Consider the following 26,239-nt stretch of genomic DNA (forward strand, 5'->3'; position numbering starts at 1 on the left):
GTCTAATCATCATCGATGTGTACAAGCGTTACCCATTCTGTCTCAAGGAGCGTGAAGGTGGATGAACTCAGAAACAACAGCGCCGGTACATAAGGGATCGGTGTCAGGTCAGCAATCCGGTCGCAGGAAGGCTCGTATGCCACTTGCAGCCAAGGTGCTCTCTTCGGCACTCAGCGTAGCTTTGCTCATTGGAGGAACAGCTGGGATTACCGGAGCGGAAGCTTCGAACGGTAATGGGGCGACGGAGGCTGGCCTGCAATCACATAAGGGGGGCAGTCACGTGAAAGAGATTCAACTGGAATATCTGGATCGGGGACTGGTGGCTGCATCGACATCTGAAGGTGTTTTTCTCAGTTGGAGATTGCTTGGTGACGAGGCCACAGGGTATAGCGACAAAGGGCTGACAGGTACGGACTTTAACGTCTATCGTGATGGCAAAAAGATCGCTACCGTCACCGACAGCACCAACTATGTAGATGCCGCGGGCAAATCTTCTTCCCGTTATGAAGTGGCAGCGGTGAACAAGAAGGGCAAGGAGAGCAAACGCAGTGCATCAGTCAAACCTTGGGCGAACGGGTATGTGGACATTCGACTGCAAAAACCCGCCGATGGTGTGACGCCTGCGGGAGAAGCTTATACGTATTCCGCCAATGACATGAGCGTGGGTGATGTGGATGGGGATGGTCAATATGAGTTTTTCGTCAAATGGGACCCTTCCAACGCCAAGGACGTATCGCAAAAAGGATACACAGGTAAAACCTACATTGATGCTTACACCTTGGACGGTCAGTTGTTGTACCGGATCGATCTTGGGGTCAATATCCGTGCAGGTGCTCATTATACACAGATGCTAGTTTACGATTTTGACGGAGATGGCAAGGCCGAGATGATGTTCAAGACCGCTCCGGGCACGAAGATTATCAAATATAACAAAAAAGGAAAAGTAACCTCCGAGAAGTACATCACGCTTCCGAAGCAGGATCGCAAGGCAGGGTACTCGAACGAAGATGATTATCGTTTAAGTGCGGATGGTTACTATGATCACGTGGTGGATATGTTCAAAAACTGGCATAAACACGATGAGGTTGTGAAGGGGAACTGGCCTGCGACATTGGAAGAGGCTTTTGGAATGGAGAAAAAATATAACTACCCATTATCTCAGCAGGATGCTGAGAGCCTGGCCGACTATTTCATTGATGTGTACGCAGTAGAACGCAGTAACCGCAATGAGCTGCGCAAGTTCGAAGGTTTTATTGTGGATGGACCGGAGTATGTTACGGTATTTGAAGGTAAATCAGGCAAAGAGCTGGAGACCATTCCATATGAACCCGAGCGTCATGATGATGGTCTGATGTGGGGCGATTATGCCATGGCACGGATTGAACCGGGGAATCGGGTGGACCGTTTCCTGGCAGGCGTGGCGTATCTGGACGGCAAGAAACCGTCTGCAATCTTTGCACGCGGATACTATACACGTTCAACGATGGTTGCCTACAATTGGGACGGCAAGAAGCTGAAAAAGGAATGGAAAGTGGACAGCGGCTGGACGCCAATGAAGAACCCATTCAATGACGGACCGCATGGTGTGGATGGCACAGATCCGCAGTATGGTTCCATCACCACTCAAGGTGCACACTATTTCAGTGTGGCGGATGTGGATGGAGACGGCAAACAGGAGATTATCTATGGCTCCGCTACAATTGATCATGACGGCAGCGTGCTGTACAGCTCCACAGACCTGATGCCAGCCGAGAGTGCTGCACCGGGAACGATTGCCCGTCTGGGTCATGGGGACGCACTTCATGTGGCAGATATTGACCCGGATCGTCCGGGACTTGAGATTTTTATGGTACACGAGGGTGGGCCTTGGGCGCCATATGGTTATTCCCTGCGTGATGCGAAGACCGGAGAAGTAATCTATGGTGGGTACACGGGGAAAGATACCGGTCGCGGCATGGTGGGTGATGTTGATCCGACTCGGCGTGGACTTGAGACATGGGCTGTAGGTTTGTGGACAGCTAAGGGTGAGAAAATCAGTGATCAGATGCCGGGAACGAATATGAATATTCGTTGGTCTGCCGATATGACGACACAGATCGTTGAAGGTGCCATCGACGTCACACCTACAATCAAAGATTGGAATCGTGGCACGTTGCTGACGGCAACAGGCACACTGACCAACAATCACACCAAAGGTACACCTTCTCTCGTAGCTGATATCTTCGGGGATTGGAGAGAAGAGATGCTGGTGAGAACCACCGACAGTTCAGCGATTCGTATCTATCTGAGTACCGAGAAGACAGACCGCAAGCTGTACACGCTGATGCATGATGCGATGTATCGTGTGGGCATTGCCGGACAGAACAGTGGATACAACCAGCCGTCCTATCCGTCCTTCTACATGGCATCGGATATGGACTGGTCCAAAGTAACGCTGCCTAAGTTCTACACGCCAGGTAAGGGCGGAAAGTAAGCAGGCCGGAGTAATAATAGCTAACAATAGCAACATAATATGTGTTCATGATCAGGATGTAACGTAACGCAGCGTCGTTAGTTTTAAGTGTTGGCATCGAAGCTTGGAAGCTCTGGAATTCCCATGTGTCTCGTCACATGGAGGTTTCAGAGCTTTTTTTACATTAGGATCTGCGGGTAGAGGTTGGCGTGATTCAATCCATCCGTGTTACATCATTCTTTTTCATATGTTAAGTCTAAATAAGTTGAACTAATCATTTACACGATAACGGAGAGGACAGAAAAAACCTGAAAAAGCGAAGCGTTCGCCTTTATCCCCGGATTTTCCCTTTAGTAAAAGAATCAATAAATCTGGGGATAACAGCGATTGGAAGGTTGTTCTGTCATCGTAGTGTCAGTGTAAATAATCTTTATTTCAACTTATATAGATGCACGGTATAAGCGAACGCTTTAATAGTGTAGTTACCTTGATCATGGATCAAGGTGGTGATGGAGCACTCGGGAATAAGTTGGTTCTGCATAGCTATAAAATCGGAATGCCAGACGTTAAGCTCGCCCTCGGTAAAGGTTTGCACCAGAAAATCAGTAATGAGTCCACCATGTGCAACCACAATAATGTTACTGTTCTCTGGCTCTTCATTAGCTAATTCGGTTAGGAGGGAGGCCAGCCGTTCACCAGCCTGTTTGGCCGAGTCACCCACGGGTGGAATGTAATCTGGGTCAGACGTACATCGATCCCACATCGCAATGAATTCTTCGAATGACTGATCCGGGCAATCGCCCCAATTGGCACGTTCGCGCCGGCGAGGATCTTCGGTTATATGGGAATGGGTGTGGCGGGCAATCATGTTGGCGGTTTCTTGGGCTCGTCGAAGTGGGCTGGTAAGGATTTTAGTAACGGGAAAGGTAGCTCTGGCAAAATGAAGTGCTGTGGCTTCGGCTTGTAAAACCCCTTCGGAAGTGAGGGAGACATCACCGATTCTTCGTTCTTTGAGACCATGTCTCACCAAATGAAAGGTGGTACTCATGATTGGAAACCTCCTTAGTTATAGACAGTTCACATAAATGATTAGATGATAAACTAATTATATATTCATCTAATTAAATATTGCAATGAGGCTTTTAAGCAAGACAGTTTATATTCAACCTATAGAATTGTTACAATGGTGAAAAGTGAGGATCGATCGTTGAAGGAATGGAGGTATCGACATGAGCATCACAAAGCCTTGGACAGGAAGCCTGTATCAGGAGGGTTTGCGAACAGAGGATTGCGGGCCGCGATTTTACGCGTACTACTACAAGCAATGGGACAACTATCGTATGTCCTATCACAATCATGATTCGACAGAGATCATGTATATTATTTCGGGAATGTGCCGGGTGGATGTGCAGATGTCGGATGGGAGTTCGGAGCAGGCGATTTTGAAAAAAGGGCAGTTCATTATGCTAGATGCAGGTGTCCCGCACCGTTTACTGGTGGAAGATGGCGTTCCTTGCCGGATGCTTAATGTGGAGTTTGCATTCTCAAACTCGCCTCCTGGACAGCTATCCATTCGCCAACTCGCGCTGGAAGAGGAAGAAGTCCACACTCTACTCACTAATGCTTCGCCATATCTGGTACTGCCTGACCCGGAAGAGGTGTATCACATTATGAAAAGTCTGGTGCTGGAACTCGATCAGCGTGGTCTGCTGGAGCAAGGAAGATCGAACGTGCCGATGAAGATCATTCCGCCAGAAGAAAGGTTGCATCACCGCGAGGCCCGAAATCTAACGTCTCCAGAACAGGGCATGCTGGTGCGTACATTGTTCATCCAGTTGCTGGTCCGTGTTGCACGTCTGCGTGGAGAAATGAGCCGGAGTGCGCCAGATCAGGCGGAACTGTACGTCAAACGAACCATTGAATTCATGCATCACAATATGGATCGCAACATTCAGATGAAGGATATTGCGGCAGCAGTTAATCTGCATCCAGGCTATTTACATCGTATTTTTCGTCAGCACACGCAGCACACACCTACCGACTACCTGACGATGCTTCGCATGGAGAAGGCCAAGATGCTGCTTCAGCAGACGAATATTCCGATTTCGGAAATCTCCGACTATGTTGGAGTAGGCAGTCGTCAGTATTTTCATATGTTATTCAAGAAGACGACGGGCATGACTCCGGTCGAATTTCGCTCCTCTATGGAACGACATGTTAGTCAGTACCCGTCGGATGAATGAGCCGATTGCAGTTATTTTCGAAGACGTATCGATTAGTGGGACTGGCGCGTAAAAGTTAGGATTTTTGACAACAAGATCTTGAACAGGTCATGATTTTGATAACGCTTCCCTATTTGCGGTTGGTACAATGATTTCATGAAGAGGGTCATTAACCGAAGCGAAAGATTCGGATTTAGGGGAGGACATAGGCATGTCGTTTAAAGTGGCGTTTATCGGGGCAGGAAGTATCGGATTTACACGGGGTTTGTTAAGGGATTTGCTGACGGTACCAGAGTTTAACAACATCGAGATTGCGTTTTGCGATATTAACCAGCACAATCTGGACATGGTGACTGAGCTGTGTCAGCGGGATATCCGTGAGAATGGATTGAATATTCAGATTCAGCCAACAACGGATCGGAAAGAAGCGTTGAAAGATGCGAAGTATGTACTGTGTACGATTCGTGTTGGGGGACTGGAAGCATTTGCAACGGATGTGGATATTCCACTGAAATATGGTGTTGATCAATGTGTCGGCGATACGCTGTGTGCAGGCGGCATTATGTATGGACAACGCGGAATCGCCGAGATGTTGGACATCTGTAAAGATATTCGTGAACAGAGTGCACCCGACGTACTGCTCTTGAACTATTCCAATCCGATGGCGATGCTGACATGGGCTTGCAACAAGTACGGCGGTGTGCGGACGATCGGACTGTGTCATGGTGTACAGCATGGTCATCATCAGATTGCGGAAGCTTTTGGATTGAAAAAGAGTGAAGTGGATATTGTCTGTGCCGGCATCAACCATCAGACCTGGTATATCCAGGCTTCTCATGAAGGTAAGGATCTTACAGGTGATCTGCTCGAAGCCTTCGAAAAACATCCCGAGTACAGCCGCACCGAGAAAGTGCGGATCGATATGCTGCGCCGCTTCGGTTACTACAGCACGGAATCAAATGGTCATCTGAGTGAATATGTGCCGTGGTACCGCAAACGTCCGGAAGAGATTAACGAATGGATCGACCTGGGCAACTGGATCAACGGAGAGACGGGTGGATATTTGCGGGTGTGTACCGAGGGGCGCAACTGGTTTGAGACTGATTTTCCTAACTGGATGAAGGATGAACCGATGCAATTCATTCCGGAAAAACGGGGCGAGGAGCACGGTTCGTATATTATCGAGGGACTGGAAACGGGACGTGTCTATCGTGGACATTTCAATACCGTTAATAATGGAGTCATCTCGAACCTGCCGGATGATGCAATCATAGAAGCACCGGGATATGTGGACCGTAACGGTATCTCTATGCCACATGTAGGGGATCTTCCACTTGGACCGGCTGCCGTGTGTAACGTGAGCATCTCCGTGCAACGGCTCGCGGTTGAAGCCGCGGTGAACGGAGATGACAAATTACTTCGTCAGGCGTTCATGATGGACCCGCTCGTGGGTGCCGTATGTAATCCAAAAGAAATCTGGCAGATGGTCGACGAGATGCTGGTTGCACAGGCCGAGTGGTTGCCGCAGTACGGAGATGCGATTGCAGCTGCAGAAGCAAGACTTGCTGCAGGTGACTTGATTCCAACAAAGGAATATGAAGGTGCAGCACGTCTTAAGGTGAAAACGGTGGAAGAAATGAAACAGGATCGCGATGCTGCGAACAAAAACGCGGGTGAATCCGATAAAGGGAAAGATCGCGAGAAAGTGCAGCAATAGATAAAAATGCGTAAGGGCCTCTCCAAAATTGGAGGGGCCCTGTTTATTTCTATTTTTTTTCGAAACCACGGATAACAAAGGCAAAAGAGGTATCACCCAAGGAAACCTGCGAATTTTGAGAGGAAATCCAGCGGGCAAAGGCTCCATAATAATGAGTACCTTTTTCCTGCGCTAACTGGAATGAACCTTCTCGCAAAGAGTTGAGGGTGAGGCAGTTTTGTTTGCAACATGACTTGGAGTAGGATTACAGCCGGATAATATCAGCAAAGTTGAAAGAAATACCAATGTGGTCAATGTTCTTATCGTATTAAAGAATTTTATTTGCAAGAGAGGAATGTTGCTAGTGTTACTCTTGCGATGCATATTTACCATGTGATACATATTACCTTTACAGACATAGTAATGTGTCTTATAGTATACACAGGACGGAAGAAAGTCGGTGAAACTCGTAGATGGATGTGCAAGTGATTAACAGTGATCTGATTCGGGGCAATATTGACCCCATCATTCTGAGTGTACTTATACCCGCAGATAACTATGGCTACAGCATTATTAAGGAGATCTATCGTAAGAGCGGAGAGCAGTTTGAATTGAAGGAACCTACGCTTTATTCCAGTTTGAAGAGGCTGGAGAAGAGTGGATATGTGGAGTCCTACTGGGGGGAAGAGACGCAGGGAGGACGACGCAAATATTACCGAATTACAACGCAAGGCCTTGAAGCCTATAGAGAGCAGATTCATGCTTGGCAAGCAGCCAAGGCACTGATTGATTGCATGATTGTCACTGGAGAAAAAGGAGATGAAGACCTATGAGATTGGAAGCTCGCATCACTCGCCATGTGAATCGTTTGTTCGCTCACGCACAAGATACATTAGACAATCGAGAATTAAAAGAAGAGATTCACAGCAATCTCGCTGCGCGGATTGACGATTATATCTCGCAGGGTATGAGTGAAGAGAAGGCGTTCCAGACCGCCATTCAGCATATCGCTGGTATGGATGAAGTGATGAGTGACCATCGAAGGGTACAACGTGTTCCTTACTGGACAGCGTTGTTGCAGTCTGCTCTGATTTATAGCCTCATAGCCTGGATCATTACCATTCCAATGAGAGTGCTGATGCAAGGCTCCGCCATAAACAATCTGTTTATGATCGTGAGTCTCATTGTTGGTGGAATGTATGTATTGTATCTGTTGATCAACAAGACGAGCGATTCTGCAACTTCCGTGAAAACCACGGTTATTCGAATCCCTGCCTTAGTGCAGTGGAATCGCAGGATATGGTGGTTGTGGGCAGCATTAATACTCGTACTATGGGGAACGCAGGCAGCGTTGCGATTCGGAAGCAACATCTGGTTTAATCGACCCATTCAGGTGGATGGACCCTATCAGTTTGCAGTGATCGTCATTGCCTTTGCCATCCCATTACTAAGTGTTATTATTCCTTTGGTTGTGCATCGGGCGTATCGGATCGTTAGTAAGTATGAAGTGAGTGATGCGTTATGAGAATTAGAAACATATGGATTATAACACTTGTTGTGTTGGGCATCATTGGCTTGGTGATTGTTGAAGGCTTCGTTAATCCGAAGATCGAGGCGAAACAGGCTCGGTACGAGGAAGAGCAGCAGAATCCGCTGACACATGATTTTGCCGCTTTAGCCAAATATCGCAGTCCCTACATGGGTGATAATTCAAACCTTAGTCATCTGAATCAGGCTTTACCTTTACGTGAAAGATTGAATGGTTACCAACTGTACCCGGAGACGTTCACGGTCCAAGTGAATTATAGCTTGGATACGCGTGAGATGGATGCAGAGGAACTTGAGCGGATACTTGTATATAATGCGGTTGCGAACTTTGTTATGATTGATAATCTGGAGCAGATCGTCTACCAGTTTGAGAATACCAGCCATACCTTACGTCGTGAATCTGCCCAACAATGGACAGGTACGGAATTAAAGGAGCTTCAGAACCCGGAGCTATGGAATTCGACTGTACGCGAGAAGCTGGTAGAACCGGCACAAGTGAAAAAGGCTTTTTCACAGATTGTTTACAATTAAGCTGCATGAAATAGAAGGAAATAGGCAAGAGACTCGACTCTTCTCCCATGCTATGTTATTATAAATCTCTGATAACGTGGTAACGAACTAAAGCGTTTGGGTTTTGGTTATAGACATGGAGGGGTTCGAGAGATGAGAAAAAAAGCGATTTTACTATTATTCATTAGTATATGTGTATTGATTGTGGCTGGTTGTTCCAGTTCCGCAAGCAAAGACGATAACACGATTGTTGTAGGAATTGATGATAAGTTTGCTCCAATGGGTTTCCGGGACGAGCAGAATGAAATTGTAGGTTTTGATATTGATTACGCAAGAGCTGCAGCGGAGAAAATGGGTAAAGAAATCACATTCCAGCCGATCGACTGGTCTTCCAAAGAGTCAGAGCTGAACAGTGGCCGGATCGACATGATCTGGAACGGGTACACCATTACGGATGAGCGTAAAGAGAAAGTGCTCTTCACGAAGCCGTATCTGGAAAACAGCCAAGTAGCTATTACCTTGGCAGACTCACCAATTACAAAGCTGGATGAACTCGATGGCAAAAATGTTGGATTGCAGGCACTATCCTCCGCGGCAGATGCATTAGCAGCAAGTCCCCTGAAGGATAAAGTGAAAGCTTCCGAATTTAAGGATAACGTGCTTGCACTGACGGATCTGAAGACAAAACGTCTGGATGCGGTCATCATTGATGAAGTGGTAGCTAGATACTACATGTCCAAAGAAGAGGGAACATTCAAACTGCTGGATGAATCTCTTGCACCGGAACAATATGGCATTGGTATCAAAAAAGGCAATGAAGAGCTTCTGAATCAACTGCAAGAAGCGCTGGATGAGCTGAATGCAGATGGAACAGCAGCTAAAATTTCCACCCAATGGTTGGGTGAAGATAAGGTTCTGAAATAGGCAGGTTACACACCTGATATATAGTTAGAAACAAAACGGACCCCGTATTCCATGCTGGAGCGATTTATGCTCCAGAGGAATGCGGGGTTAACAGATTAGAGGAGACAAAACAATGAGTTGGGATTATATATTGACGATTTTAAAACCTATGCTGGAGGGTGCCCAGACAACGATCATTATGTTTTTGGTAGCCATCGTATTGTCTGTGCCACTTGGATTTGCCGTAACGCTCGCCATGAGAAGTCAGTTTAAACCATTGGCATGGATTGCACACACATACGTCTATGTGATGCGTGGAACACCATTACTTCTGCAGGTGTTTTTCTTCTGTTTTGGTCTTCCTTTGCTTCCCGTAATTGGTGAGCATTTGGTGTTTGATCGCTTTGTTGCAGCGGCGATTGCGTTCATTTTGAACTATGCGGCGTACTTCGCTGAAATCTTCAGGGGCGGACTGCTTTCCATTGATAAAGGGCAACATGAGGCAGCGAAGGTACTAGGATTAACGAAGTGGCAGACAATGACCAAAGTCATCATTCCTCAGATGGTCCGAGTAGTACTTCCGGCAACAGCGAATGAATCCATTACGTTGGTCAAGGATACAGCATTATTGTATGCCGTTGCTGTACCTGAGTTACTTTCTTACGCTCAAGGGATAGTGAATAGAGATGCCAAGTTGTTTCCTTTTTTCTTAGCAGCTATTATGTATCTGCTTATAACATTGGTGCTTACTTTGCTGTTCAAGGCATTGGAGAAGCGTTTTTCATATGAATAAATTAAATCTGATCAATCAAAGGACTGTCTGCATATGACACATATAATAGAAGTAAATCAATTGAGAAAATCATTCGGTACACTTGAGGTGCTGAAGCAGGTATCTTTCAACGTGGAACCAGGCGAAGTAATTGCCGTGATTGGACCTTCCGGTTCGGGGAAAAGTACGATGCTGCGCAGCCTGATTCATCTGGAGGATATTTCGGGCGGAACGATTCGCATTCAGGATCAGACGTTGGTTGATAATGGCCGTTACGCAGGTGCCGCAGATATTCGCAAGATGACGGATCGTATGGGTATGGTATTCCAGCATTTTAACTTGTTCCCGCATCTGACCGTACAGGCTAATCTGGAACTCGCGCCGAAGGCTTTGAAAAAAGAAAGTTCAAGCGTCATCAGGCATCGCAGTCTTGAATTACTCGGCAAAGTAGGGCTGTCGGACAAGGCTGATGTCTATCCGGCCAATCTGTCCGGTGGACAGAAACAGCGTGTTGCCATTGCTCGTGCACTGATGATGCAACCAGACATTCTACTGTTCGATGAGCCGACATCGGCACTCGATCCCGAACTGACGGGAGAAGTGCTGCGTGTCATCAAACAGCTTGCGCAGGAGAACATGACCATGATGATTGTCACGCATGAGATGGGCTTCGCCCGTGACGTTGCGGATCGTGTATTTTTCATGGATAACGGGGAGATCGCAGAGGCGGGGCCTCCAGAACAGATCTTCGGCAATCCAAAGCTTGCACGTACCCGGACGTTTTTGCAGCGGGTGGAAGTGCAAGAGGAGTCTCGTTGAATTAATTTAAGAAATGTATTATATGTGAAAATAACCTGTACGCGACGAATACATCCCAGGGTGGTGTGTTCATCGCGTTTTTTGGTGAAAAAAAATAAATGAATTCAATCTTCATCTTCATTTTACAAAAAGTGAAGTAAATGAGTTTGGTATAAATCAGCTGAATTGATTAATTATCAACTAATTTTATAGTTGAAACCTCCTAATTGCATAGGTATAAAGTATGTTATTTAGGATAAAATCCACTATTTGTTACTTTTTATAAATATTTATGATATGGTTTAAGAATTATTTATAAGAGGAGGAATATTATGAGATACGGTTCATTATTGAAACTATGTATGGTTTCTATTTTTTTTATTACGTCTTTTGCTTTTGGTTCGTCTTCTTCAGCTCTATCTGATGATGTGACCTACGATGAGGAAAAGTACGAGATTGTCAAAGGATCTTCTAACCTACACCAAGAGAGTGATGAAGCTAATAAAAATTATGCAACAAGCAAAATCTCTAATAGTCTTATATCTTTGGGAGAAGTTAAGTTAACTGATACAGAAACTGGTGAAACAAGCCTTGGTCTAATTGAAAATGTAGAAATTGAGAAACTCTATGACCTTGTAGATAAACAAACTGGCGAAGAAGCTGTACATTATAAAGCAGAAATTATGGCTTCAACAGAAAACCAAGCAAGTGATAATGGAATTGATAAATCTGGAGGATTAAAATACTTTCAAACAATTTATTATACGGCAACAACAAATGTTGTCGATTATATAAATATTAATAAAATTGATTACAGATTTGAAAGGCAAGAACCACAGTATGTAGTAACTCAAAAGAAAATGCTCATCAATCAAAAGGGCACAGGGATTAATGATAATAAGTACAAAGATCAATTTATTACAGTTGATTTAAATAGCTCAGGAACGATATTGGTTAGAGATTTCGGATGGGTCGCTACTCGATTTGATCATCTAATAACTAGATTAGGAACTAAAACAACTGCTTTAGTTACAAGAGGGTCGAATTCGTGGGAATTCTCATTTAGTATGAATCCGAGGTAAGAAAAAATAATGAAAGGTGGAATAATTTTGAGAAAACCGAGATTTTCAAGAATAATATTATCCGTTCTATTACTCATTTCATTGGGAAATACTTCTGTTCTTGCACAGGAAAACGAACATTCATTTGATACTGAAAAGTATACTATTAAAAGAAGTTATGCTGACACTCATAAACAGAGTATATTAAATGAAAAAGAGTTAGAGTCAAGTCTTCTTGGGCATACATCTAGTTCTCAAATAGAGATAGCAATGGATAACGATGTAACTGGTGAGAAAATAATAGGGTCTGTAGAAGAATTACAAACCAAAAAACTGTATGACCTCATTGATAAAAAAACTGGAGAAGAAGCAGTTCAGTACAAAACTGAAATTAGAGCAGCATCAGAGCATCAAACAAAAGGTAATGAATCTGACTCCAATAACGGTATGATTTTTTATGAGACAATTTACTATACTGTAAATTTGGACAATCCCGGATTTAGTTATATAAACATAAACAAAATTGACTATCGATTAGAAATACAAGACTCACTGTACAAAGTAACCGATAAAAAAATGGAGATTCAACAAAATGGTATGGGGATTAACGGTAAGGCAGTGAGTAACCAAACAAAGATTATAAATTTGAATGGTTCTGGTACAATCCTTCCAAGGGATTATGGATGGACTTCAGTAAATGTCCCTTCTGCTGGTGCAAGAGTTGGTACAAAAACTACAGCGAAAATTGAAGTGAAAGGATCAACGTGGAATTTTTTGTTTTCCTTGAATCCGAGGTAAAACATAAATGATTTTGATAAAAATATTAGTGAGTTGTGCTAAGTAAACAGAGTTATCTAATACTAAAAAAAGCAAAGGCGTACTTTGACTCACACCTCTTGTTGTCCAGAAGAGGGGGGCTTAGGTACACGCCTTTGCTTTTTAATTTACGAATTTACAGGTGAAGTGCGACTTCACTGCTGACGTTTGCGTTCTCCGTGGTGCGATGCATCAGGAAATACGTTAAGGTTCCTCCAAGCCCAATCACGGCGAATATGCACAGAATACCAATTTGATCCCAGGCTACACCGAACTGTCCACTTGAGATGACTGCTTTATAACCCGTTACCGAATAGGTCATAGGCAGCCATGGATTAAACACTTTCAGCCAATTTGGAATTAATTCGAGCGGGAAGGTGCCCGCGCTGGTAGTAAGTTGGAAGATCAGCATCAGAATCGCGAGGAAACGACCCGGATTCTCCAGCCAAGTCACCAGTGCCTGAATGATGTACATGAAGCTTAGGCTGGTAACAAAGCTGAACAAGAGGAACAATGGAACGCTCTGAACATCCAGACCCAAGCCGTATAAGACCAGCCATGAAGCAAGCAGGGACTGCACTGCACTCATGAGTGTGAAAGCCAGCGTTTTACTCATAAAACGATTCCAGCCACTTGCTTCGCTAACCGTGCTGCCGCGTGTGGGTACAACCAGTGTGGCAATCAATGCGCCGACAAAGAGCCCAAGTGACAGGAAGTATGGCGAGAATCCTGTACCATAGTTGGGTACCTCGTTATATTTATGCTCATCGACCTGAACAGGCTCTGCATACATGGTTACGAGTTCATCGGTCTTTTTTACACTACCCGTCTGCTCAGCCGCTTCATTCAACTTGGTGGCAAGTTCGCCAGAGCCGTCTGTTAGCTTAAGGGTACCTTCTTTTAACTGACCAGCACCTTCATCCAGCTTATGTGAGCCATCTGCAAGGGTTGAGATTCCATCAGTGAACTGGCTTACACCCGCAACCAACTTGCCTGCACCAGCATTCAATTGACCTGAACCATCCGCAAGTTTGGCTCCTCCAGCGGCTGCTTCGGATAATTTGGAATTGAACTGTTGTAAACCAGTCGCAAGCTTTTCTTGTCCGGCGGATAACTGCGTGGCACCTTGTACCAGTTGTTGTTCACCCTGCACTAACTGACTGCTGCCTTGATGCAGTTGCTGTTGTGCAGCGTACAAGTTTTGACTGCCTGCGACCAATTGCTGCCCGCCCTGATACACCTGTTCGCTGCCAGTGGCTACAGCCTGACTTACTGCCAGGAGCTGCTGCACAGCTGGACTTGCGGCCAGTTCTGGACTCGCTTCGGCTAATTGGGCAAGACCTTGCGCAACCGCTTTGGCGCCCTCGCTAACTTGGCCGCTACCCTCAACAGAACTTTGCAGCCCAGCAGTCAGCTTTGCACTACCTTCCTCGGAAGCTGTCAGTCCTGCATCCAGCTTGGCTGCACCTTCTTGAGCGGATTGAATTCCTGCCTGTAACTGTTTTCCACCCGCTTCAGCCTGGGTTGCTCCATCACCCAGCTTCTTGCCTGCTGCTGCCAATTGGGACAATCCATTGGACAGGGCACTCGCGCCAGTATGAAGATCATCTGTGCCTTGGGCGAGAGTGGACGTACCTTCTTTTAATGTAACTACGCCCGTTTCGAGCTTATCGGTTCCTGCGGCCAGTTTGGACAGGTTCTCTTTTAATGTAGCAGCACCCTTATCCAGCTTGATCGCGCCATCACGGATCTGACCTGCGCCATCCCCGGCATCCGCCAAACCGCCGGAGATTTTTTCGACCTGATCCAATAACGTTTCGGTATACGATTCTGTGACTTTGGCAGCGACTTTGGAGCGAATTTGTTTGACCGCCGTGCCGCCAATCTGACCTGCGAGGAAGTTGTATCCTTCATTGGGTTCGTAGATCAGGTCTGCCGGCTCAGGGTGCTTATCCATCAGGGTTGTTGCTTTGGTGGAAAAGTCCTCCGGAATCACAATCGTCATATAATACGTGTTGTCTTGCATACCTTGTTCTGCTTGTTCACGAGTCACGAATTGCCAGTCGAAATCATCACTTTTTTTCAATTCATCGACCAGATTCTGACCGACCTCGAGGGATTTGTCGTTGTAGACTGCCCCCTGATCCGTGTTGACCACAGCCACAGGTAACTCGTTCATTTTGCCATAAGGGTCCCAGAATGCGTTCAGGAACAGGCCACTATACAATACCGGAATGAACAGTACAACGAGGATCGGAATAAATACTTTTGGTTTCTTGAAGGCGGACTTCAGATCCTGCCCAAATACGTGGAATGATTTCATCATGTTCTCTCCCTATCCTTACGCTTTCCGTTTGTTCTATCTCTATTATGTTTTGAATCAAGTGATACACCTTTCTCTATGTGGTGGGGGATAAGCCATTCTTGAGAAAGAGGCCCACAAAATCCTTGATCTGATCCTTATGCAGCGTAGGATGCGCTTTGTTCCAATCCGAGGTTAAGGTGACATACAGCTTCAGCAGGACAAAAGAAACCAGCTTGGGATCATCTCTGCGAATCTGCTCTAATTCCATGGCACGGCTCACCTGACGCTCCAGATATTCAAGAATGGCTGTCTCCACTTTCTGCAAACCTTCCTTGGCTTGCGGTGTACCGAACTCGTTGACCTCCTGAAAGAGTTTGATCAACAGCTCATGTTCCTCCCGATACTCCAGCAAAGAATCCATACTCATATGCACGTTATCCAGAAAGGAGTTCTCTTCCTTCACAGTCTGCTCTGTAATCTGTCTCATATCCGCAATGATCGAGCGCAGAATCTCGCTAAACAGTTCTTCTTTATTTTCGAAAAAAGTATAGATCGTTCCCTTGCCCACATTGGCAAGTCTCGCAACCTGCTCCATCGTTGTGGCCTTGTAGCCAAACAGGGCAAAGGATTTCTCGGCAGAATCCATCACCTGTTGCCTTCGATCTATCGTTTTCATCGCATATGCACCTCCTTATATGTTGAAAGGTAATGGGTAAGGTAAGTTATCTAATGACCAATTTACTATTTCGGTCATCTGGTCGTTAACAACTGTAGCACTTGAACGGGGAAGGTGGATGTGATCTTTGTCATAATGTGGGCTGGGGGATGAAAACAATAAATGAGTAGAGGAAGTACGGATGAGGAGTACGTATAAAACACGTTTTATGGACGATCTATCTTGGATTACTTGGCACAGCATCACTCTCGTATCTTATTAAAGGAAAGTATAAGTCGAAACTTAGCAAAATCGATTTTGTCGTATCCGTTATTACATGGATAGGGTTGCTAGGATATGTAACGGAAACAGCTATTTTAAATCCTTCTTTGTGGAAATTTATTACTGTGGCAGCGTTGTTATGGGATGTATTATTCGCAATGCTTTTAAAGGATAACGAAGGGGAAGAGATTTTGGATGGATTACCAATTATGACGAGGAGAGTTTGGATGTTGATAACTTTAGTTATCGCGATTGGACCTCTATACTATGGGCTGTTTAGATATGCTTTCTCTTAAGCGGAGAACTTCTTTTATATTTTATTAACAATGTAACTTAATGGTACAATTCTGCGTCCAAAATCTAAGAGCCAAATTATATATTAGAATGAGAGGAGGTCTACCTTGAAATATTTCTCCTACATCCTGATGATGTGTCTTGTCCTACTCGGTTGTTCCGATTCATCATTGGAAAGCAACGATACAGCAGACCGGATTCAAAGAGAGGGACAGACGATGACGGCAACCAGACAATTGGGTGATTATGAACTCCGATTAAGTGTCCAACAATCTGGTGATCACGACTTCACTTTTCAACCGGGAATAAGGTATAGAGGACAAGATGTCAACCACGAGATTTTCCATTCGAAACAGCTTTTTGATATCGATCTGCAAATGGATGGCAAGACGCTTCTCCCGCCGAGGTCGAGTACCAGCGAAGAATTGGTAACGAAATTAACGAAAGATAGCTGGTATTCAGAAAAAGTTGAAATAACCCTTACACCGGAGCAGGTTCAATATATATCGAATAGTGAGGCCGATCTTATTCTTAATGCTGGATTTCGATCCGAACAATCCGGCTACAATGATGAGAAAAAGATCATGATAAGAGCAGAAGAAATACTGTCTGTTAAATGATACCGGGAAGTATAGAACTAGAACCTACCCACCTACCCTGGTAACAACAAAAAACCAAGGCTTTGAGTGTAGTCACTCATGAGCCTTGGTTTTTACTGTGTCGTATTCTTGTTCTCTATATCCTATTAATTCTATTCTGCACGTACTTTAAAGAATGAGATCAGTTCTTGCAGTTGTTCGGATACAACCGAGAGCTCATCGGAGGCACTCACAATGGCTGCCATGGAGGCTTCCTGCTCATCAATTGACTGCTCAATTTGTTTACTGCTGCTTGCTGCTTTGCTGACATTGGCAGAGAGTTCATCTGCCGTGGCAGACATTTCCTGTGTGCTTGCCGAGATCTCTTCAGTAGAACTGGAGATATCCTGAATCTGGTTTGCAACTTTATTCGTAGCAGTCAGAATATTCTCGAAGAATACACCAGTTTCTTGGGTAACTTCCAAGCCTTTGGTAACTTCCTTGGAACCCAACTGCATCGCTTCGGAAGACTGCATAATATCCCGTTGAATTTCTTCAATTAACTGTCGAATTTGCTTCGCTGATTCCTGCGATTGCTCTGCCAGATTACGTACCTCACCTGCAACCACCGCAAAACCTCTTCCTTCTTCACCTGCGCGGGCTGCCTCAATTGAAGCGTTAAGTGCAAGCAAGTTGGTTTGTCCAGCAATCTCCGTAATCACGTTAACAATGTTGCTAATCTGGTTCGAGTTATTTTCCAAAGACTGAATCGAATTTGACGTATTTTGGACCGCACCCGAGATCAGGCGCATCTGCTCAATGACTTGTTGCATCACCACATTACCTGTGCTGGAGCGCTGCTCCATGCTGAGTGCTTCATCTGCCACATCGGCTGAGCTGCTGGCGATCGTCTGAACTACCGTTGACATCTCTGTCATGGCGCGTGCGTTCTCCACAGTGGCTTTGTCTTGTGACACCAGTCCAGTAGATATTTCTCGAATATTGGTGCTGATGGATTGAATGTTCACATTATTTTTCTCGGAAATGCCCAGTAGTTGTTTGGAAGATTCCGAGAGGTGATGTGAAGCATTCTGTACTTTATAGATGGTTGTATTGAAGCGATGGATCATCGCATTAAACTTCTCGTTGATGATACCCAGATCATCTCGCCCGGTATCGATGGTTACGTCCAGATTACCCGTGCTGACTTCTTCGATACCTTTCATCAGATTGCGGATCGGAAGCAACGTTCTTTTCAGCAAAATGAATTGCAATACCATGAACAGGATCAGGAAACCGATCAGGAACATCAAACCGTACGTAAGCAGTTTGTTCAGGCCTTTTGGAACGGCACTTGCATCTACATCGAAGTAAAGAGCAGCATACATGGAGCCGTCTGCGTTATTAATCGGATAGATCAGAGTGGTCCAGGTTCCGTACTCATCCGTGTAGAAATCACTGAAGGCAGGTTTTCCGTCCTTTTTCATCTGTTCCAGCACTACGACGTTATTCTGAGGCAGCGGGTACATGGCACCCGCGGGTAGATTACCTTCCTCGAATGGTTCCAACAGATTCGTTGGAATCGCGATGATGGACGTTCCGTTTCCTTGCTCAAGTTCTGAACCAAAAATGTACGCTTGCGCGATGTTTGGATAGAATTCATGGATGGAATCGAGATAAGTTTTCATTTCCAGCTGTACAGGACCGGAGTAGCTTTTTTCCTTAGCCGCTTCTGCCACTTTGGCAGTGTCGAGATCATCGTACCATTTCTGGGTGATGACGGTAGCCTGGTCGTGCAACTGTTCAACCAAGATATTTTTTTGCAATTGATACGCGGCAGTAATCAGGATTACACCGATCAACATGATGCTGCCGAATGAAATCACCAAATTTTTGATAAAGAAAGGCATGGTACTCCAGCGAAGCTTATTAAACAAGATGGTTCACTCCTTCTACGATTGTGACGAAGGACTTACCCTGGGTGTTGTACACGCTATGTAATTGTTGACTTAAAAACTGTGAAATCGTCCCTTAATATCCTGTCTGATCAAATTCTCTTTTGTTTCTAAAAGTTTTTCGTAATGGGTTTTGCTATTCACGTATATGAACTCCAGGTAAGTTCTACTCTTCAGATATATCGTTATATAGGCATATTAATATTAGATATTTGCAACAAAATAGGACTTATGAACCGGTTCCAAGGTTATAATTGCGCTTTTTTTCATTATATTTCTTGTATATCCATGAAAATTTCATAGTGATACATATCATTTTTGATCGCGTTTAAGATTCACTAAAGGTTCGTCCCCTACCATGGTTACATAAGCCTCAGTTGCTTAACAGAAATCCAAGAAGGAGGATTCATCATTTGAATATTTTATTACGAAAAGTTGCAGTAACGGCATTGTCCGTGACGATGGTAACGACATCTTTTGGTCTGATTGCAAGTCCGAATGCGGCATATGCTGCAGAGAGTACAGCGACAACCACAAGTGCAGGTGTGACGCAAGCTTATGAATCGTTGTTTCAGACGGATAACGTTATTGATGTGAATGTAACGATTGATGATGCAGACTGGAAGAGCATGCTCGAAAGCCCTCTGGATAAAGATTATAAGAGTGTTAGTGTGGAAGTGGACGGCAACAAGCTGGACAACGTCGGTTTCTCAACCAAGGGGAACCTCACCTTGAAAGCTGTAGCTTCGATGGAGGATTCAGACCGTTACAGCTTCAGACTGAAGTTTGATAAATACGACAAAACGCAAACGCTACTTGGATTGGACAAAATGGTACTGAACAACAACTACGCTGATCCATCGTATATGCGTGAAGTTCTTCACTATGAAGCACTGCGCAGCATTGGCATGGATGTACCGATGACGAACTATGTTAATCTGTATGTTAATGGCGAGCTGGTGGGTTTCTATACTGGTGTTGAAGCAGTGGATGATAGTTATCTGGAGCGCAACTACGGTGAGGATTACGAAGAAGGCGTCCTCTATGATACGGATGAGAAGAGTTATCTTCAATATGAAGAGGGCAGTGACTACAGTACAATCACCAAAGACTTGGGTACGGATAAGGATAAAGCCAAACTCAAAACCTTCATCCAAACGTTGAACGAGATGCCAGAAGGTGAAAAAGGCGATATTGAAAGTGTACTGGACGTAGATTCAGCGCTTCAATATATTGCAGGCAACATGGTTTTTGGCAACTATGACAGCTATAACGGCGACAAAGGACACAACTACATGCTCTACAGTGATGCCGCTGGCAAGTTCACCGTTGTTCCTTGGGACTTTAACATGTCCTTCAACGGGTACTCGGGTGGAGGTGGACGTGGCACAACGACCGGATCAACCACGACCAACGCCAACGCAACAAACGTATCTGTGGACGAGCCCGTACTGGGCATTAACATGGAAAATGTACCGATGATTAACAACCTGCTTGCTGTGCCAGAGTATAAGGAAAAATATTTGAGCTACGTCAATGAACTGACGGACTACATGGAAGGCATTCAGGATCGTATTACTGGCCTTGCCGATGAGATTCGTCCTTACGTAGAAGCAGATCCAACGAAATTTTATACGACAGAACAGTTTGAATCCAACATAGCTTATTCTGCAAATGCAGACGCGGCTGTTGGTATGGGCGGTACACCACCAGCAGGATTTGAAGCCATGACCCCACCCGAAGGCATGGAAGGAATGACTCCGCCTGAAGGTTTCGAAGGAATGACACCTCCAACTCAGCCGGGTGCCGCAACTGGAAACGGTACAACAGATGCAACAACGGGTAGAGATAATACCCAGACACGCCCTGGTGGTAACTTTGGCGGCGGTGGGGGCGGAGGCATGGGCTCCATGGCAGCCGGATCACTGACGACATTTGCAATGAACCGTCTTGCGAATCTGCAAGAGCAACTCGGACGTGAAGTAACGCCTTTGCCTGAGACTCCAGAAGAGACAGGTTCGAATACCTCATCCGGAACAACTGACAAAACCATTACCGTAACTCTCGATGGTAAATTGATCACATTCCCGGATCAGGACCCGTTGCAGCAAAGTGGCCGAGTGATGGTGCCTGTGAACGCAATCCTCGAAGCAATGGGTGCAGAAGTGACTTGGGACAAAACGGCGAAGACGGTAACAGCTGTTCTGAATGATCAGACCCTTGTGCTCAAGATCGGGAGCAGCACCGCAACCGTAAATGGAGATACACTCGAAATTGATGCACCAGCGATCATTCAAAACAGTCGCACACTTGTGCCTGTACGCTTCATCTCAGAAGGACTGGGACTTACCGTGGACTGGGATCAAACCGCTGCACAAGTAAGCCTTACATCCAAATAAGAAATATCTCCTGCAGATCAACGTTATTGTATGGAGAACGAGAAAAGGGATTCGATGGTCAGATCGAATCCCTTTTTGTTCTGCTTTTCAGGTTAGACGGAGCGAACATCCAGCAAAATCCGGCCTCGTCCATGTCTGGCCTCACTTTTGGCATGCGCTTGATTTGCTTCACTCAAAGGGAAGATGGAATCAATCTCTGAGCGGAGGGAACCGTTAGCGATTAGCTGAGCGATTGTGTACAGATCCTCTGATGTCGGGAATTTGGAATTAAACTTGGCTGTAACACCATACTGCGCTGCTTTTTCGGCAGAAGGCAGTTGAGTTAACGATACCAGTCGGCCCCCAGGTTTCAGAACACCCCATGAGCGATCTTCGATCTCTCCACCAACAGCTTCAACAACCAGATCTACATTGCTTACCAGCTCTTCAAACAAGGTTGTCTTGTAATCAATCACTTGATCGGCACCCAATGAAGTAACAAAATCAACATTGGCACCAGACGCGGTAGCAATAACATGAGCGCCTTTCCATTTTGCCAGTTGCACTGCGAATTGTCCGACACCGCCCGCAGCAGCGTGGATCAGAACGGTTTGCCCGGCTTCCAACTCACCTTCGGTGAACAGTGCTTTCCATGCAGCTTCAGCTCCGCCTTTAATGGTCGCAGCATCCTCAAAACTCAGGTCGTCTGGCATATGCACCAAATCCTGAGCAGGAGCCATACCATACTCGGCATAACTACCCTTCACATTACCAAAAACACGATCTCCCGACTGAAAGGTATCAACACCTTCTCCCACGATTTCAACGATGCCAGACATGGCCGTTCCGGGTGTATAAGGCAGCTCTTTGACAAACACGTCCTGCAACCAGCCGTTACGAATCTTCCAGTCCAGTGGAATGGCTCCAGCATACTGAATGCGTACCAGAACTTCGCCGGCAGCTGGCTGGGGCTTATGGACTTCCTGTTCGAACTGTAATGTATCGGGTCCTCCGTATTGATGAATCTGAATAGCTTTCATTTTAGATGTATGCATTGTGCACACGCTCCATTCGTTAAGCAAATTTAGGATAGGGATGAATCAATCTGTGCAGCAATTTTCTGTGAAAGAGATAACAGTAAGTTCTTTTCTTCCTCGGAGAGGCCAGCTGTGGTGATCTGCTCCACTTGGCGCCAGGCGTTATTCACTTGCTCCTCCAGTGCGCGTCCGGCTTCTGTTAGGGATACAATGGTCACCCGTCCATCTGTTTTGGAACGACTCCGAGTAACGAGACCGGCATCTTCCAGACGGCGAACAGACTTGGCTACGGTTGAATGATCCAGGCGAAGTGTGCGACCCAATGAGTTTTGGGATTGATGGTCTTGTGCATATAACTGCATCAGCATAATCTCTTGACCGGGAAAAAGCCCGGTATCCCGAATCAACTGCGCAGCAAGACCCTTGTGAGAGCGTGCCAGAGCAAAAATGCTAAAGCTGATGGGATACTGCGCTACTGCACTGAATTCCTCATTATTTAATTCCTGGAGATTATCAGGCTTTTTGAAATCATCTTTGGCTGTCATCATGTACCTCAACTTTCTTGATTATGTTGTCGGCAACATAAATATAACACTTGGATATGTGGTTGGCAACATAAATTGAACTAAACACTTCTACATGAAACGTAGAGGACAGAAAGAACCTGAAGAAGCGGAGCGTTCGCCTAAAAGCTTTCTGAAATAAAACTTCATTGAAAGGTTGTTCTGTCATCGGAGTATCCAGTGTATATATTCTTTAGTTCAACTTATATAACTCCTCTAAATTTCCAGACAGCAGATCATTCTCACATAATTACGGAGAAAGCGGAAAAACTTTGATTTTTAATTTTGATTACCGTGATAAAAGTCACTGAAATATTATAAATATTGTGAACACTCCTACCGATAAGACTATAGTGATATTCGAAACGGAATCGAAATTGGCTTGAATATCCCCACAATTACATAGGGAAAAGGGTGGCTCACACACATGCGAAGCATGAGCATCGGTACCAAAATCAGTTTGATCGTTATCAGTATATTTATCGTCTTCTCTTCAGCCGTGGCGGTAAGTGTAATCATGGAGATGAAGCAGGGGATCACGACATTTGCTACAGAGAAGGCAAAGCGAGATTTGGAGATGGCGAATAGTATCATTACATATAAGCATCCAGGAGATTGGGCCATTAAGAACGGACAATTATTCAAGGGAGATACCGCGCTGGAAGGCAATTTCGAACTGGTGGATGAGATTGGACAAGCGTCTGGGGACACAGTGACGATCTTCCGAGGTGACGAACGTGTTGCAACAAATGTCATGGTGGACGGAAAGCGTGCTGTCGGCACGAAGGTATCGGACGAGGTCGCCCAGACCGTTTTGCAGCAAGGGGAAAAATACTTCGGTGAAGCCGTGGTTGTGGGTCAGAAATATCAGACGGCCTATGAACCAATCAAGAACGCATCCGGAGAGATTATCGGAATTTTCTATGTTGGCGCTTCTCAATCGTTAATTGATGTGATTATCTCCTCGTTCCTCAAGACATTCCTGATCGTATTCCTGCTTGCAATGTTAGTCGCAATTACCCTGATCCTGCTGTACGTTCGCAGGGTGAGAGTAAGAATCGAACGGGTATCCGTAGCGATTAAACGTGCGGGTACGGGCGATTTCACACAGCCAGTTGTGGACAACGTCCAAGACGAGATTGGCATGCTGGGCATGGGATACAATGAGATGAGAAGTAATCTCCAGGTCATCATTCAAGGAGGACTTCAAGCTGCGGAGAAAGCAGAGCATTCGACTGGGCTGCTACTGAAGATTGCGGACCAAACGTCCAAAGAATCGGCGCAGATTGCATCCTCCGTTGAACAAGTCGCACAAGGAGCCGAGAGTCAGACAATTAGTACAGAAGAAAATCTGCAGGCCATGGAAGAAGTGGCGATAGCCGTACAACGCATGGCGGACAAGGCCTCCAGCATCTCGGATTCTGCTTTGTATTCACGCAAACAGGCTGAAACCGGAGGTGAAGCGGTGCAACTTACCGTTCAGCAGATGTCTACCATTGAATCTTCCGTTACCACAACGGATGAAGTCATTCGTATGCTGGAAGGGAAGTCGGCACAGATTAGCCAGATGGTTTCCGCCATTCATGAGATTGCAAATCAAACGAATCTGCTTGCCCTCAATGCATCCATTGAAGCAGCAAGAGCAGGGGAGCATGGCAGAGGATTTGCCGTCGTATCTACCGAGGTTCGTAAACTGGCTGAACAAGCCGGAGACTCTTCAGATCGTATTGAAGAACTGGTCGAAGCCATGGAACAAGATATGCAGCAATCGCTATCGGCCATGTCGAGAGTGAAGGACGAAGTACAGGAAGGACTGCGCTTGACCCGGGAAACGGAGCAAAACTTCAGCCTGATCCGGGATACAAACCTGCGTATGGCTACAGAGATTGAGGACATGGCTGCGACAAGTGAAGAGATGTCCGCAGGCGTGGAACAGATCGTGGCTTCTGTGCATGAGATCGCTCGTCATGCGCAGACGGCCAGTACCAATTCACAACAGGCTGCCGATTCTGTCCATGAACAGCTCAAGTCGGTAGAGCAGATCAAGGCATCTGCGGCTATTTTGTCTGATGTGTCGACAGAGTTGCAGACCTCACTTAGTCCGTTTAAGATTTAAGATCTGTTACAATAGGGAAAAGGAGGGACTACAATATGGCCCCTGATAAAACAAAACTTTTCCCGAATGAGAATATCCGTACGGTATGTTACATTCAAAACCTGCCGCCGCGTTCCAACGTGGACATCGGTGATTATACGTATTATAGTGACAACACAAATCCGCCAGAGCAATTCTATGACCGGATACAGCATCATTATGACTTTATTGGTGATCGCCTGGTCATTGGCAATTTCTGTGCAATTGCGGAAGGTGTGACATTCATTATGAATGGCGCGAATCATCGGATGGAGGGTATGACCACGTATCCGTTCAACATTTTTGGTGGAGGATGGGAGCGTGTGACACCTACACTGGAACAACTTCCATATAAGGGTGACACGGTACTGGGGAACGATGTATGGCTTGGACAAAATGTTACGATCATGCCTGGTATCACGATTGGAGACGGGGCAATCGTTGCCTCCAATTCAACCGTTGTTAAGGACATTGAACCCTATACGATTGTTGGTGGTAATCCAGCCAAGACTGTTAAAAAGCGTTTTGACGAAGAGACGATTGCACTGCTGCTGGAATTGAAGTGGTGGGATCAGGATGAGGAATGGCTGGATACGCATTTGGAACGTCTTGTCTCTACATATGATCTACAGATCTTGCGCGAACTTCTGAACAGCAAATAGGATGGATGTGCATTGTGCTTAAAAGACAAAAAAAGCTGGTTCCTGATGGAGCCGGCTTCCAAGCAAATCAGGCCCTGGACCGTTTTGAGCGGATCAGGGCCTCTTGTTGTCCAAGATGAAATGTTAATTTAACGGGTGGGTGGTCGTAGGGTACAATCAGACTTTGTTGATGGGGGCTTCAAATGAGTGTGATTTTCTGTATGATCCGAGTTTGTCTGTTTGCCTGAATAAAAGTTAATGATATCATCAACGGTAGTAAACACGACATTTAAATCCATATTATCATTGTGTGTTTGAATAAAAACCTCTTTTCAATAAGTTGTTGCGTTGTTTAATTTAAAGCTTCTTTCATGCTTAAGCCTGCTGTGAATACAGGAACTTTACCTGCAGGTAGTTGAATTTCTTTGCCTGTTTTCCGACTTCTTCCCGTTCTTGCCTCACGCTTCTGCACTTCAAATTTCCCGAATCCGACCAGTTGAACTTCTTTGCCTTCTTTGAGAGCTTCGAGAATCGAGTCCAGTACAACGGTTACAGCTTTTTCAGCATTCTTCTTGGAGAAACCGCCAGCCTTAGCTACTTCTGTGATCAATTGTTCTTTATCCATGGGGAATACCTCGC

General features: G+C 45.4%; 22 protein-coding genes. 15 read left to right on the forward strand and 7 right to left on the reverse strand.

The features are described from left to right. Positions 1 to 136 precede the first annotated feature (136 nt). A complete protein-coding gene (locus MHI55_RS05790) occupies positions 137 to 2,473 on the forward strand; it encodes a rhamnogalacturonan lyase (protein ID WP_253509396.1) in 2,337 nt (778 codons plus the stop codon). Positions 2,474 to 2,882: 409 nt separating this feature from the next. On the opposite strand, the gene MHI55_RS05795 is transcribed toward MHI55_RS05790, so the two are convergent. Beyond that, on the reverse strand, positions 2,883 to 3,500 hold the full coding sequence (locus MHI55_RS05795; protein ID WP_340389260.1) for a histidine phosphatase family protein: 618 nt from the start codon (positions 3,498 to 3,500) through the stop codon (positions 2,883 to 2,885). Positions 3,501 to 3,681: 181 nt separating this feature from the next. Between MHI55_RS05795 and MHI55_RS05800 the strand changes: the two genes are divergently transcribed. The 10 genes from MHI55_RS05800 (at position 3,682) to MHI55_RS05845 (ending at position 12,760) form a co-directional block, all read left to right on the forward strand. Continuing rightward, on the forward strand, positions 3,682 to 4,695 hold the full coding sequence (locus MHI55_RS05800; RefSeq protein WP_253505974.1) for a helix-turn-helix domain-containing protein: 1,014 nt from the start codon (positions 3,682 to 3,684) through the stop codon (positions 4,693 to 4,695). A gap of 190 nt (positions 4,696 to 4,885) precedes the next feature. Then, a complete protein-coding gene (locus tag MHI55_RS05805; RefSeq protein WP_047841825.1) occupies positions 4,886 to 6,391 on the forward strand; it encodes an alpha-glucosidase/alpha-galactosidase in 1,506 nt (501 codons plus the stop codon). Between the two features lie 452 nt (positions 6,392 to 6,843). Further along, the gene (locus MHI55_RS05810) at positions 6,844 to 7,203 is read left to right on the forward strand and encodes a PadR family transcriptional regulator (protein ID WP_253505976.1); all 360 of its coding nucleotides are present in this window, start codon (positions 6,844 to 6,846) and stop codon (positions 7,201 to 7,203) included. After that, positions 7,200 to 7,895 (forward strand): permease prefix domain 1-containing protein, encoded by a 696-nt coding sequence (locus tag MHI55_RS05815; protein WP_253505978.1) that lies wholly within the window; start codon positions 7,200 to 7,202, stop codon positions 7,893 to 7,895. Before MHI55_RS05810 ends, MHI55_RS05815 begins: the two co-directional genes overlap by 4 nt. Next, positions 7,892 to 8,449, forward strand: coding sequence for a DUF4825 domain-containing protein (locus MHI55_RS05820; protein ID WP_253505980.1), 558 nt, complete (start codon positions 7,892 to 7,894; stop codon positions 8,447 to 8,449). The genes MHI55_RS05815 and MHI55_RS05820 overlap by 4 nt, the downstream gene beginning before the upstream one ends. A gap of 132 nt (positions 8,450 to 8,581) precedes the next feature. Then, the gene (locus MHI55_RS05825) at positions 8,582 to 9,352 is read left to right on the forward strand and encodes an amino acid ABC transporter substrate-binding protein (protein ID WP_340389262.1); all 771 of its coding nucleotides are present in this window, start codon (positions 8,582 to 8,584) and stop codon (positions 9,350 to 9,352) included. A 112-nt stretch (positions 9,353 to 9,464) separates the two neighbouring features. Next, positions 9,465 to 10,124, forward strand: coding sequence for an amino acid ABC transporter permease (locus tag MHI55_RS05830; RefSeq protein WP_253505984.1), 660 nt, complete (start codon positions 9,465 to 9,467; stop codon positions 10,122 to 10,124). A gap of 33 nt (positions 10,125 to 10,157) precedes the next feature. After that, positions 10,158 to 10,922 carry an amino acid ABC transporter ATP-binding protein gene (locus MHI55_RS05835; RefSeq protein WP_301291329.1) on the forward strand — a complete coding sequence of 255 codons (765 nt, stop codon included), beginning with the start codon at positions 10,158 to 10,160 and terminating at the stop codon, positions 10,920 to 10,922. Between the two features lie 311 nt (positions 10,923 to 11,233). Further along, positions 11,234 to 11,983 (forward strand): hypothetical protein, encoded by a 750-nt coding sequence (locus tag MHI55_RS05840; protein ID WP_253505986.1) that lies wholly within the window; start codon positions 11,234 to 11,236, stop codon positions 11,981 to 11,983. A gap of 27 nt (positions 11,984 to 12,010) precedes the next feature. Next, entirely contained in the window at positions 12,011 to 12,760 is a 750-nt protein-coding gene (locus MHI55_RS05845; protein ID WP_253505988.1) for a hypothetical protein, read from the forward strand. Positions 12,761 to 12,914: 154 nt separating this feature from the next. On the opposite strand, the gene MHI55_RS05850 is transcribed toward MHI55_RS05845, so the two are convergent. Beyond that, on the reverse strand, positions 12,915 to 15,101 hold the full coding sequence (locus tag MHI55_RS05850) for a YhgE/Pip domain-containing protein (RefSeq protein ID WP_253505990.1): 2,187 nt from the start codon (positions 15,099 to 15,101) through the stop codon (positions 12,915 to 12,917). A gap of 76 nt (positions 15,102 to 15,177) precedes the next feature. Further along, positions 15,178 to 15,759, reverse strand: coding sequence for a TetR/AcrR family transcriptional regulator (locus MHI55_RS05855; RefSeq protein WP_101314711.1), 582 nt, complete (start codon positions 15,757 to 15,759; stop codon positions 15,178 to 15,180). Positions 15,760 to 16,421: 662 nt separating this feature from the next. Here MHI55_RS05855 and MHI55_RS05860 point away from each other — a divergent pair. Continuing rightward, positions 16,422 to 16,934: a hypothetical protein gene (locus MHI55_RS05860; RefSeq protein ID WP_339189465.1), complete on the forward strand. Its 513-nt coding sequence runs from the start codon at positions 16,422 to 16,424 to the stop codon at positions 16,932 to 16,934. A 131-nt stretch (positions 16,935 to 17,065) separates the two neighbouring features. On the opposite strand, the gene MHI55_RS05865 is transcribed toward MHI55_RS05860, so the two are convergent. Continuing rightward, the gene (locus tag MHI55_RS05865; protein ID WP_036606543.1) at positions 17,066 to 18,802 is read right to left on the reverse strand and encodes a HAMP domain-containing methyl-accepting chemotaxis protein; all 1,737 of its coding nucleotides are present in this window, start codon (positions 18,800 to 18,802) and stop codon (positions 17,066 to 17,068) included. 458 nt (positions 18,803 to 19,260) lie between these two features. On the opposite strand from MHI55_RS05865, the gene MHI55_RS05870 reads away from it, so the two are divergent. Beyond that, entirely contained in the window at positions 19,261 to 21,246 is a 1,986-nt protein-coding gene (locus tag MHI55_RS05870; protein WP_340389264.1) for a CotH kinase family protein, read from the forward strand. A 92-nt stretch (positions 21,247 to 21,338) separates the two neighbouring features. On the opposite strand, the gene MHI55_RS05875 is transcribed toward MHI55_RS05870, so the two are convergent. Then, positions 21,339 to 22,280, reverse strand: a complete 942-nt coding sequence (locus MHI55_RS05875) for an NADP-dependent oxidoreductase (RefSeq protein ID WP_339189459.1) — start codon at positions 22,278 to 22,280, stop codon at positions 21,339 to 21,341. A gap of 29 nt (positions 22,281 to 22,309) precedes the next feature. After that, complete coding sequence (locus tag MHI55_RS05880; RefSeq protein WP_339189456.1) at positions 22,310 to 22,810, reverse strand: MarR family winged helix-turn-helix transcriptional regulator; 501 nt, start codon at positions 22,808 to 22,810, stop codon at positions 22,310 to 22,312. A gap of 442 nt (positions 22,811 to 23,252) precedes the next feature. On the opposite strand from MHI55_RS05880, the gene MHI55_RS05885 reads away from it, so the two are divergent. Both MHI55_RS05885 and MHI55_RS05890 read left to right on the forward strand, forming a co-directional pair. Further along, positions 23,253 to 24,941, forward strand: a complete 1,689-nt coding sequence (locus MHI55_RS05885) for a methyl-accepting chemotaxis protein (RefSeq protein WP_339189453.1) — start codon at positions 23,253 to 23,255, stop codon at positions 24,939 to 24,941. Between the two features lie 35 nt (positions 24,942 to 24,976). Further along, a complete protein-coding gene (locus MHI55_RS05890) occupies positions 24,977 to 25,621 on the forward strand; it encodes a Vat family streptogramin A O-acetyltransferase (protein WP_017690335.1) in 645 nt (214 codons plus the stop codon). A 331-nt stretch (positions 25,622 to 25,952) separates the two neighbouring features. Here the strand turns inward: MHI55_RS05890 and MHI55_RS05895 are convergent, their stop codons facing one another. Beyond that, positions 25,953 to 26,225, reverse strand: a complete 273-nt coding sequence (locus tag MHI55_RS05895) for an HU family DNA-binding protein (RefSeq protein ID WP_036606368.1) — start codon at positions 26,223 to 26,225, stop codon at positions 25,953 to 25,955. Between the last annotated feature and the right edge of the window lie 14 nt (positions 26,226 to 26,239).

The organism is Paenibacillus sp. FSL E2-0151 (assembly GCF_037993015.1).
Classification (GTDB): Bacteria; Bacillota; Bacilli; order Paenibacillales; family Paenibacillaceae; genus Paenibacillus; species Paenibacillus amylolyticus.

What these genes read in the sequence shown, in the direction of transcription:
- MHI55_RS05895 (WP_036606368.1), bottom strand. Translation starts at nt 26,225, where the DNA reads ATGGATAAAGAACAATTGATCACAGAAGTAGCTAAGGCTGGCGGTTTC.
- MHI55_RS05830 (WP_253505984.1), top strand. Translation starts at nt 9,465, where the DNA reads ATGAGTTGGGATTATATATTGACGATTTTAAAACCTATGCTGGAGGGT.
- MHI55_RS05795 (WP_340389260.1), bottom strand. Translation starts at nt 3,500, where the DNA reads ATGAGTACCACCTTTCATTTGGTGAGACATGGTCTCAAAGAACGAAGA.
- MHI55_RS05790 (WP_253509396.1), top strand. Translation starts at nt 137, where the DNA reads ATGCCACTTGCAGCCAAGGTGCTCTCTTCGGCACTCAGCGTAGCTTTG.
- MHI55_RS05890 (WP_017690335.1), top strand. Translation starts at nt 24,977, where the DNA reads ATGGCCCCTGATAAAACAAAACTTTTCCCGAATGAGAATATCCGTACG.
- MHI55_RS05825 (WP_340389262.1), top strand. Translation starts at nt 8,582, where the DNA reads ATGAGAAAAAAAGCGATTTTACTATTATTCATTAGTATATGTGTATTG.
- MHI55_RS05865 (WP_036606543.1), bottom strand. Translation starts at nt 18,802, where the DNA reads ATGCCTTTCTTTATCAAAAATTTGGTGATTTCATTCGGCAGCATCATG.
- MHI55_RS05880 (WP_339189456.1), bottom strand. Translation starts at nt 22,810, where the DNA reads ATGATGACAGCCAAAGATGATTTCAAAAAGCCTGATAATCTCCAGGAA.
- MHI55_RS05850 (WP_253505990.1), bottom strand. Translation starts at nt 15,101, where the DNA reads ATGAAATCATTCCACGTATTTGGGCAGGATCTGAAGTCCGCCTTCAAG.
- MHI55_RS05805 (WP_047841825.1), top strand. Translation starts at nt 4,886, where the DNA reads ATGTCGTTTAAAGTGGCGTTTATCGGGGCAGGAAGTATCGGATTTACA.
- MHI55_RS05815 (WP_253505978.1), top strand. Translation starts at nt 7,200, where the DNA reads ATGAGATTGGAAGCTCGCATCACTCGCCATGTGAATCGTTTGTTCGCT.
- MHI55_RS05835 (WP_301291329.1), top strand. Translation starts at nt 10,158, where the DNA reads ATGACACATATAATAGAAGTAAATCAATTGAGAAAATCATTCGGTACA.
- MHI55_RS05875 (WP_339189459.1), bottom strand. Translation starts at nt 22,280, where the DNA reads ATGCATACATCTAAAATGAAAGCTATTCAGATTCATCAATACGGAGGA.
- MHI55_RS05885 (WP_339189453.1), top strand. Translation starts at nt 23,253, where the DNA reads ATGCGAAGCATGAGCATCGGTACCAAAATCAGTTTGATCGTTATCAGT.
- MHI55_RS05810 (WP_253505976.1), top strand. Translation starts at nt 6,844, where the DNA reads ATGGATGTGCAAGTGATTAACAGTGATCTGATTCGGGGCAATATTGAC.
- MHI55_RS05855 (WP_101314711.1), bottom strand. Translation starts at nt 15,759, where the DNA reads ATGAAAACGATAGATCGAAGGCAACAGGTGATGGATTCTGCCGAGAAA.
- MHI55_RS05840 (WP_253505986.1), top strand. Translation starts at nt 11,234, where the DNA reads ATGAGATACGGTTCATTATTGAAACTATGTATGGTTTCTATTTTTTTT.
- MHI55_RS05800 (WP_253505974.1), top strand. Translation starts at nt 3,682, where the DNA reads ATGAGCATCACAAAGCCTTGGACAGGAAGCCTGTATCAGGAGGGTTTG.
- MHI55_RS05820 (WP_253505980.1), top strand. Translation starts at nt 7,892, where the DNA reads ATGAGAATTAGAAACATATGGATTATAACACTTGTTGTGTTGGGCATC.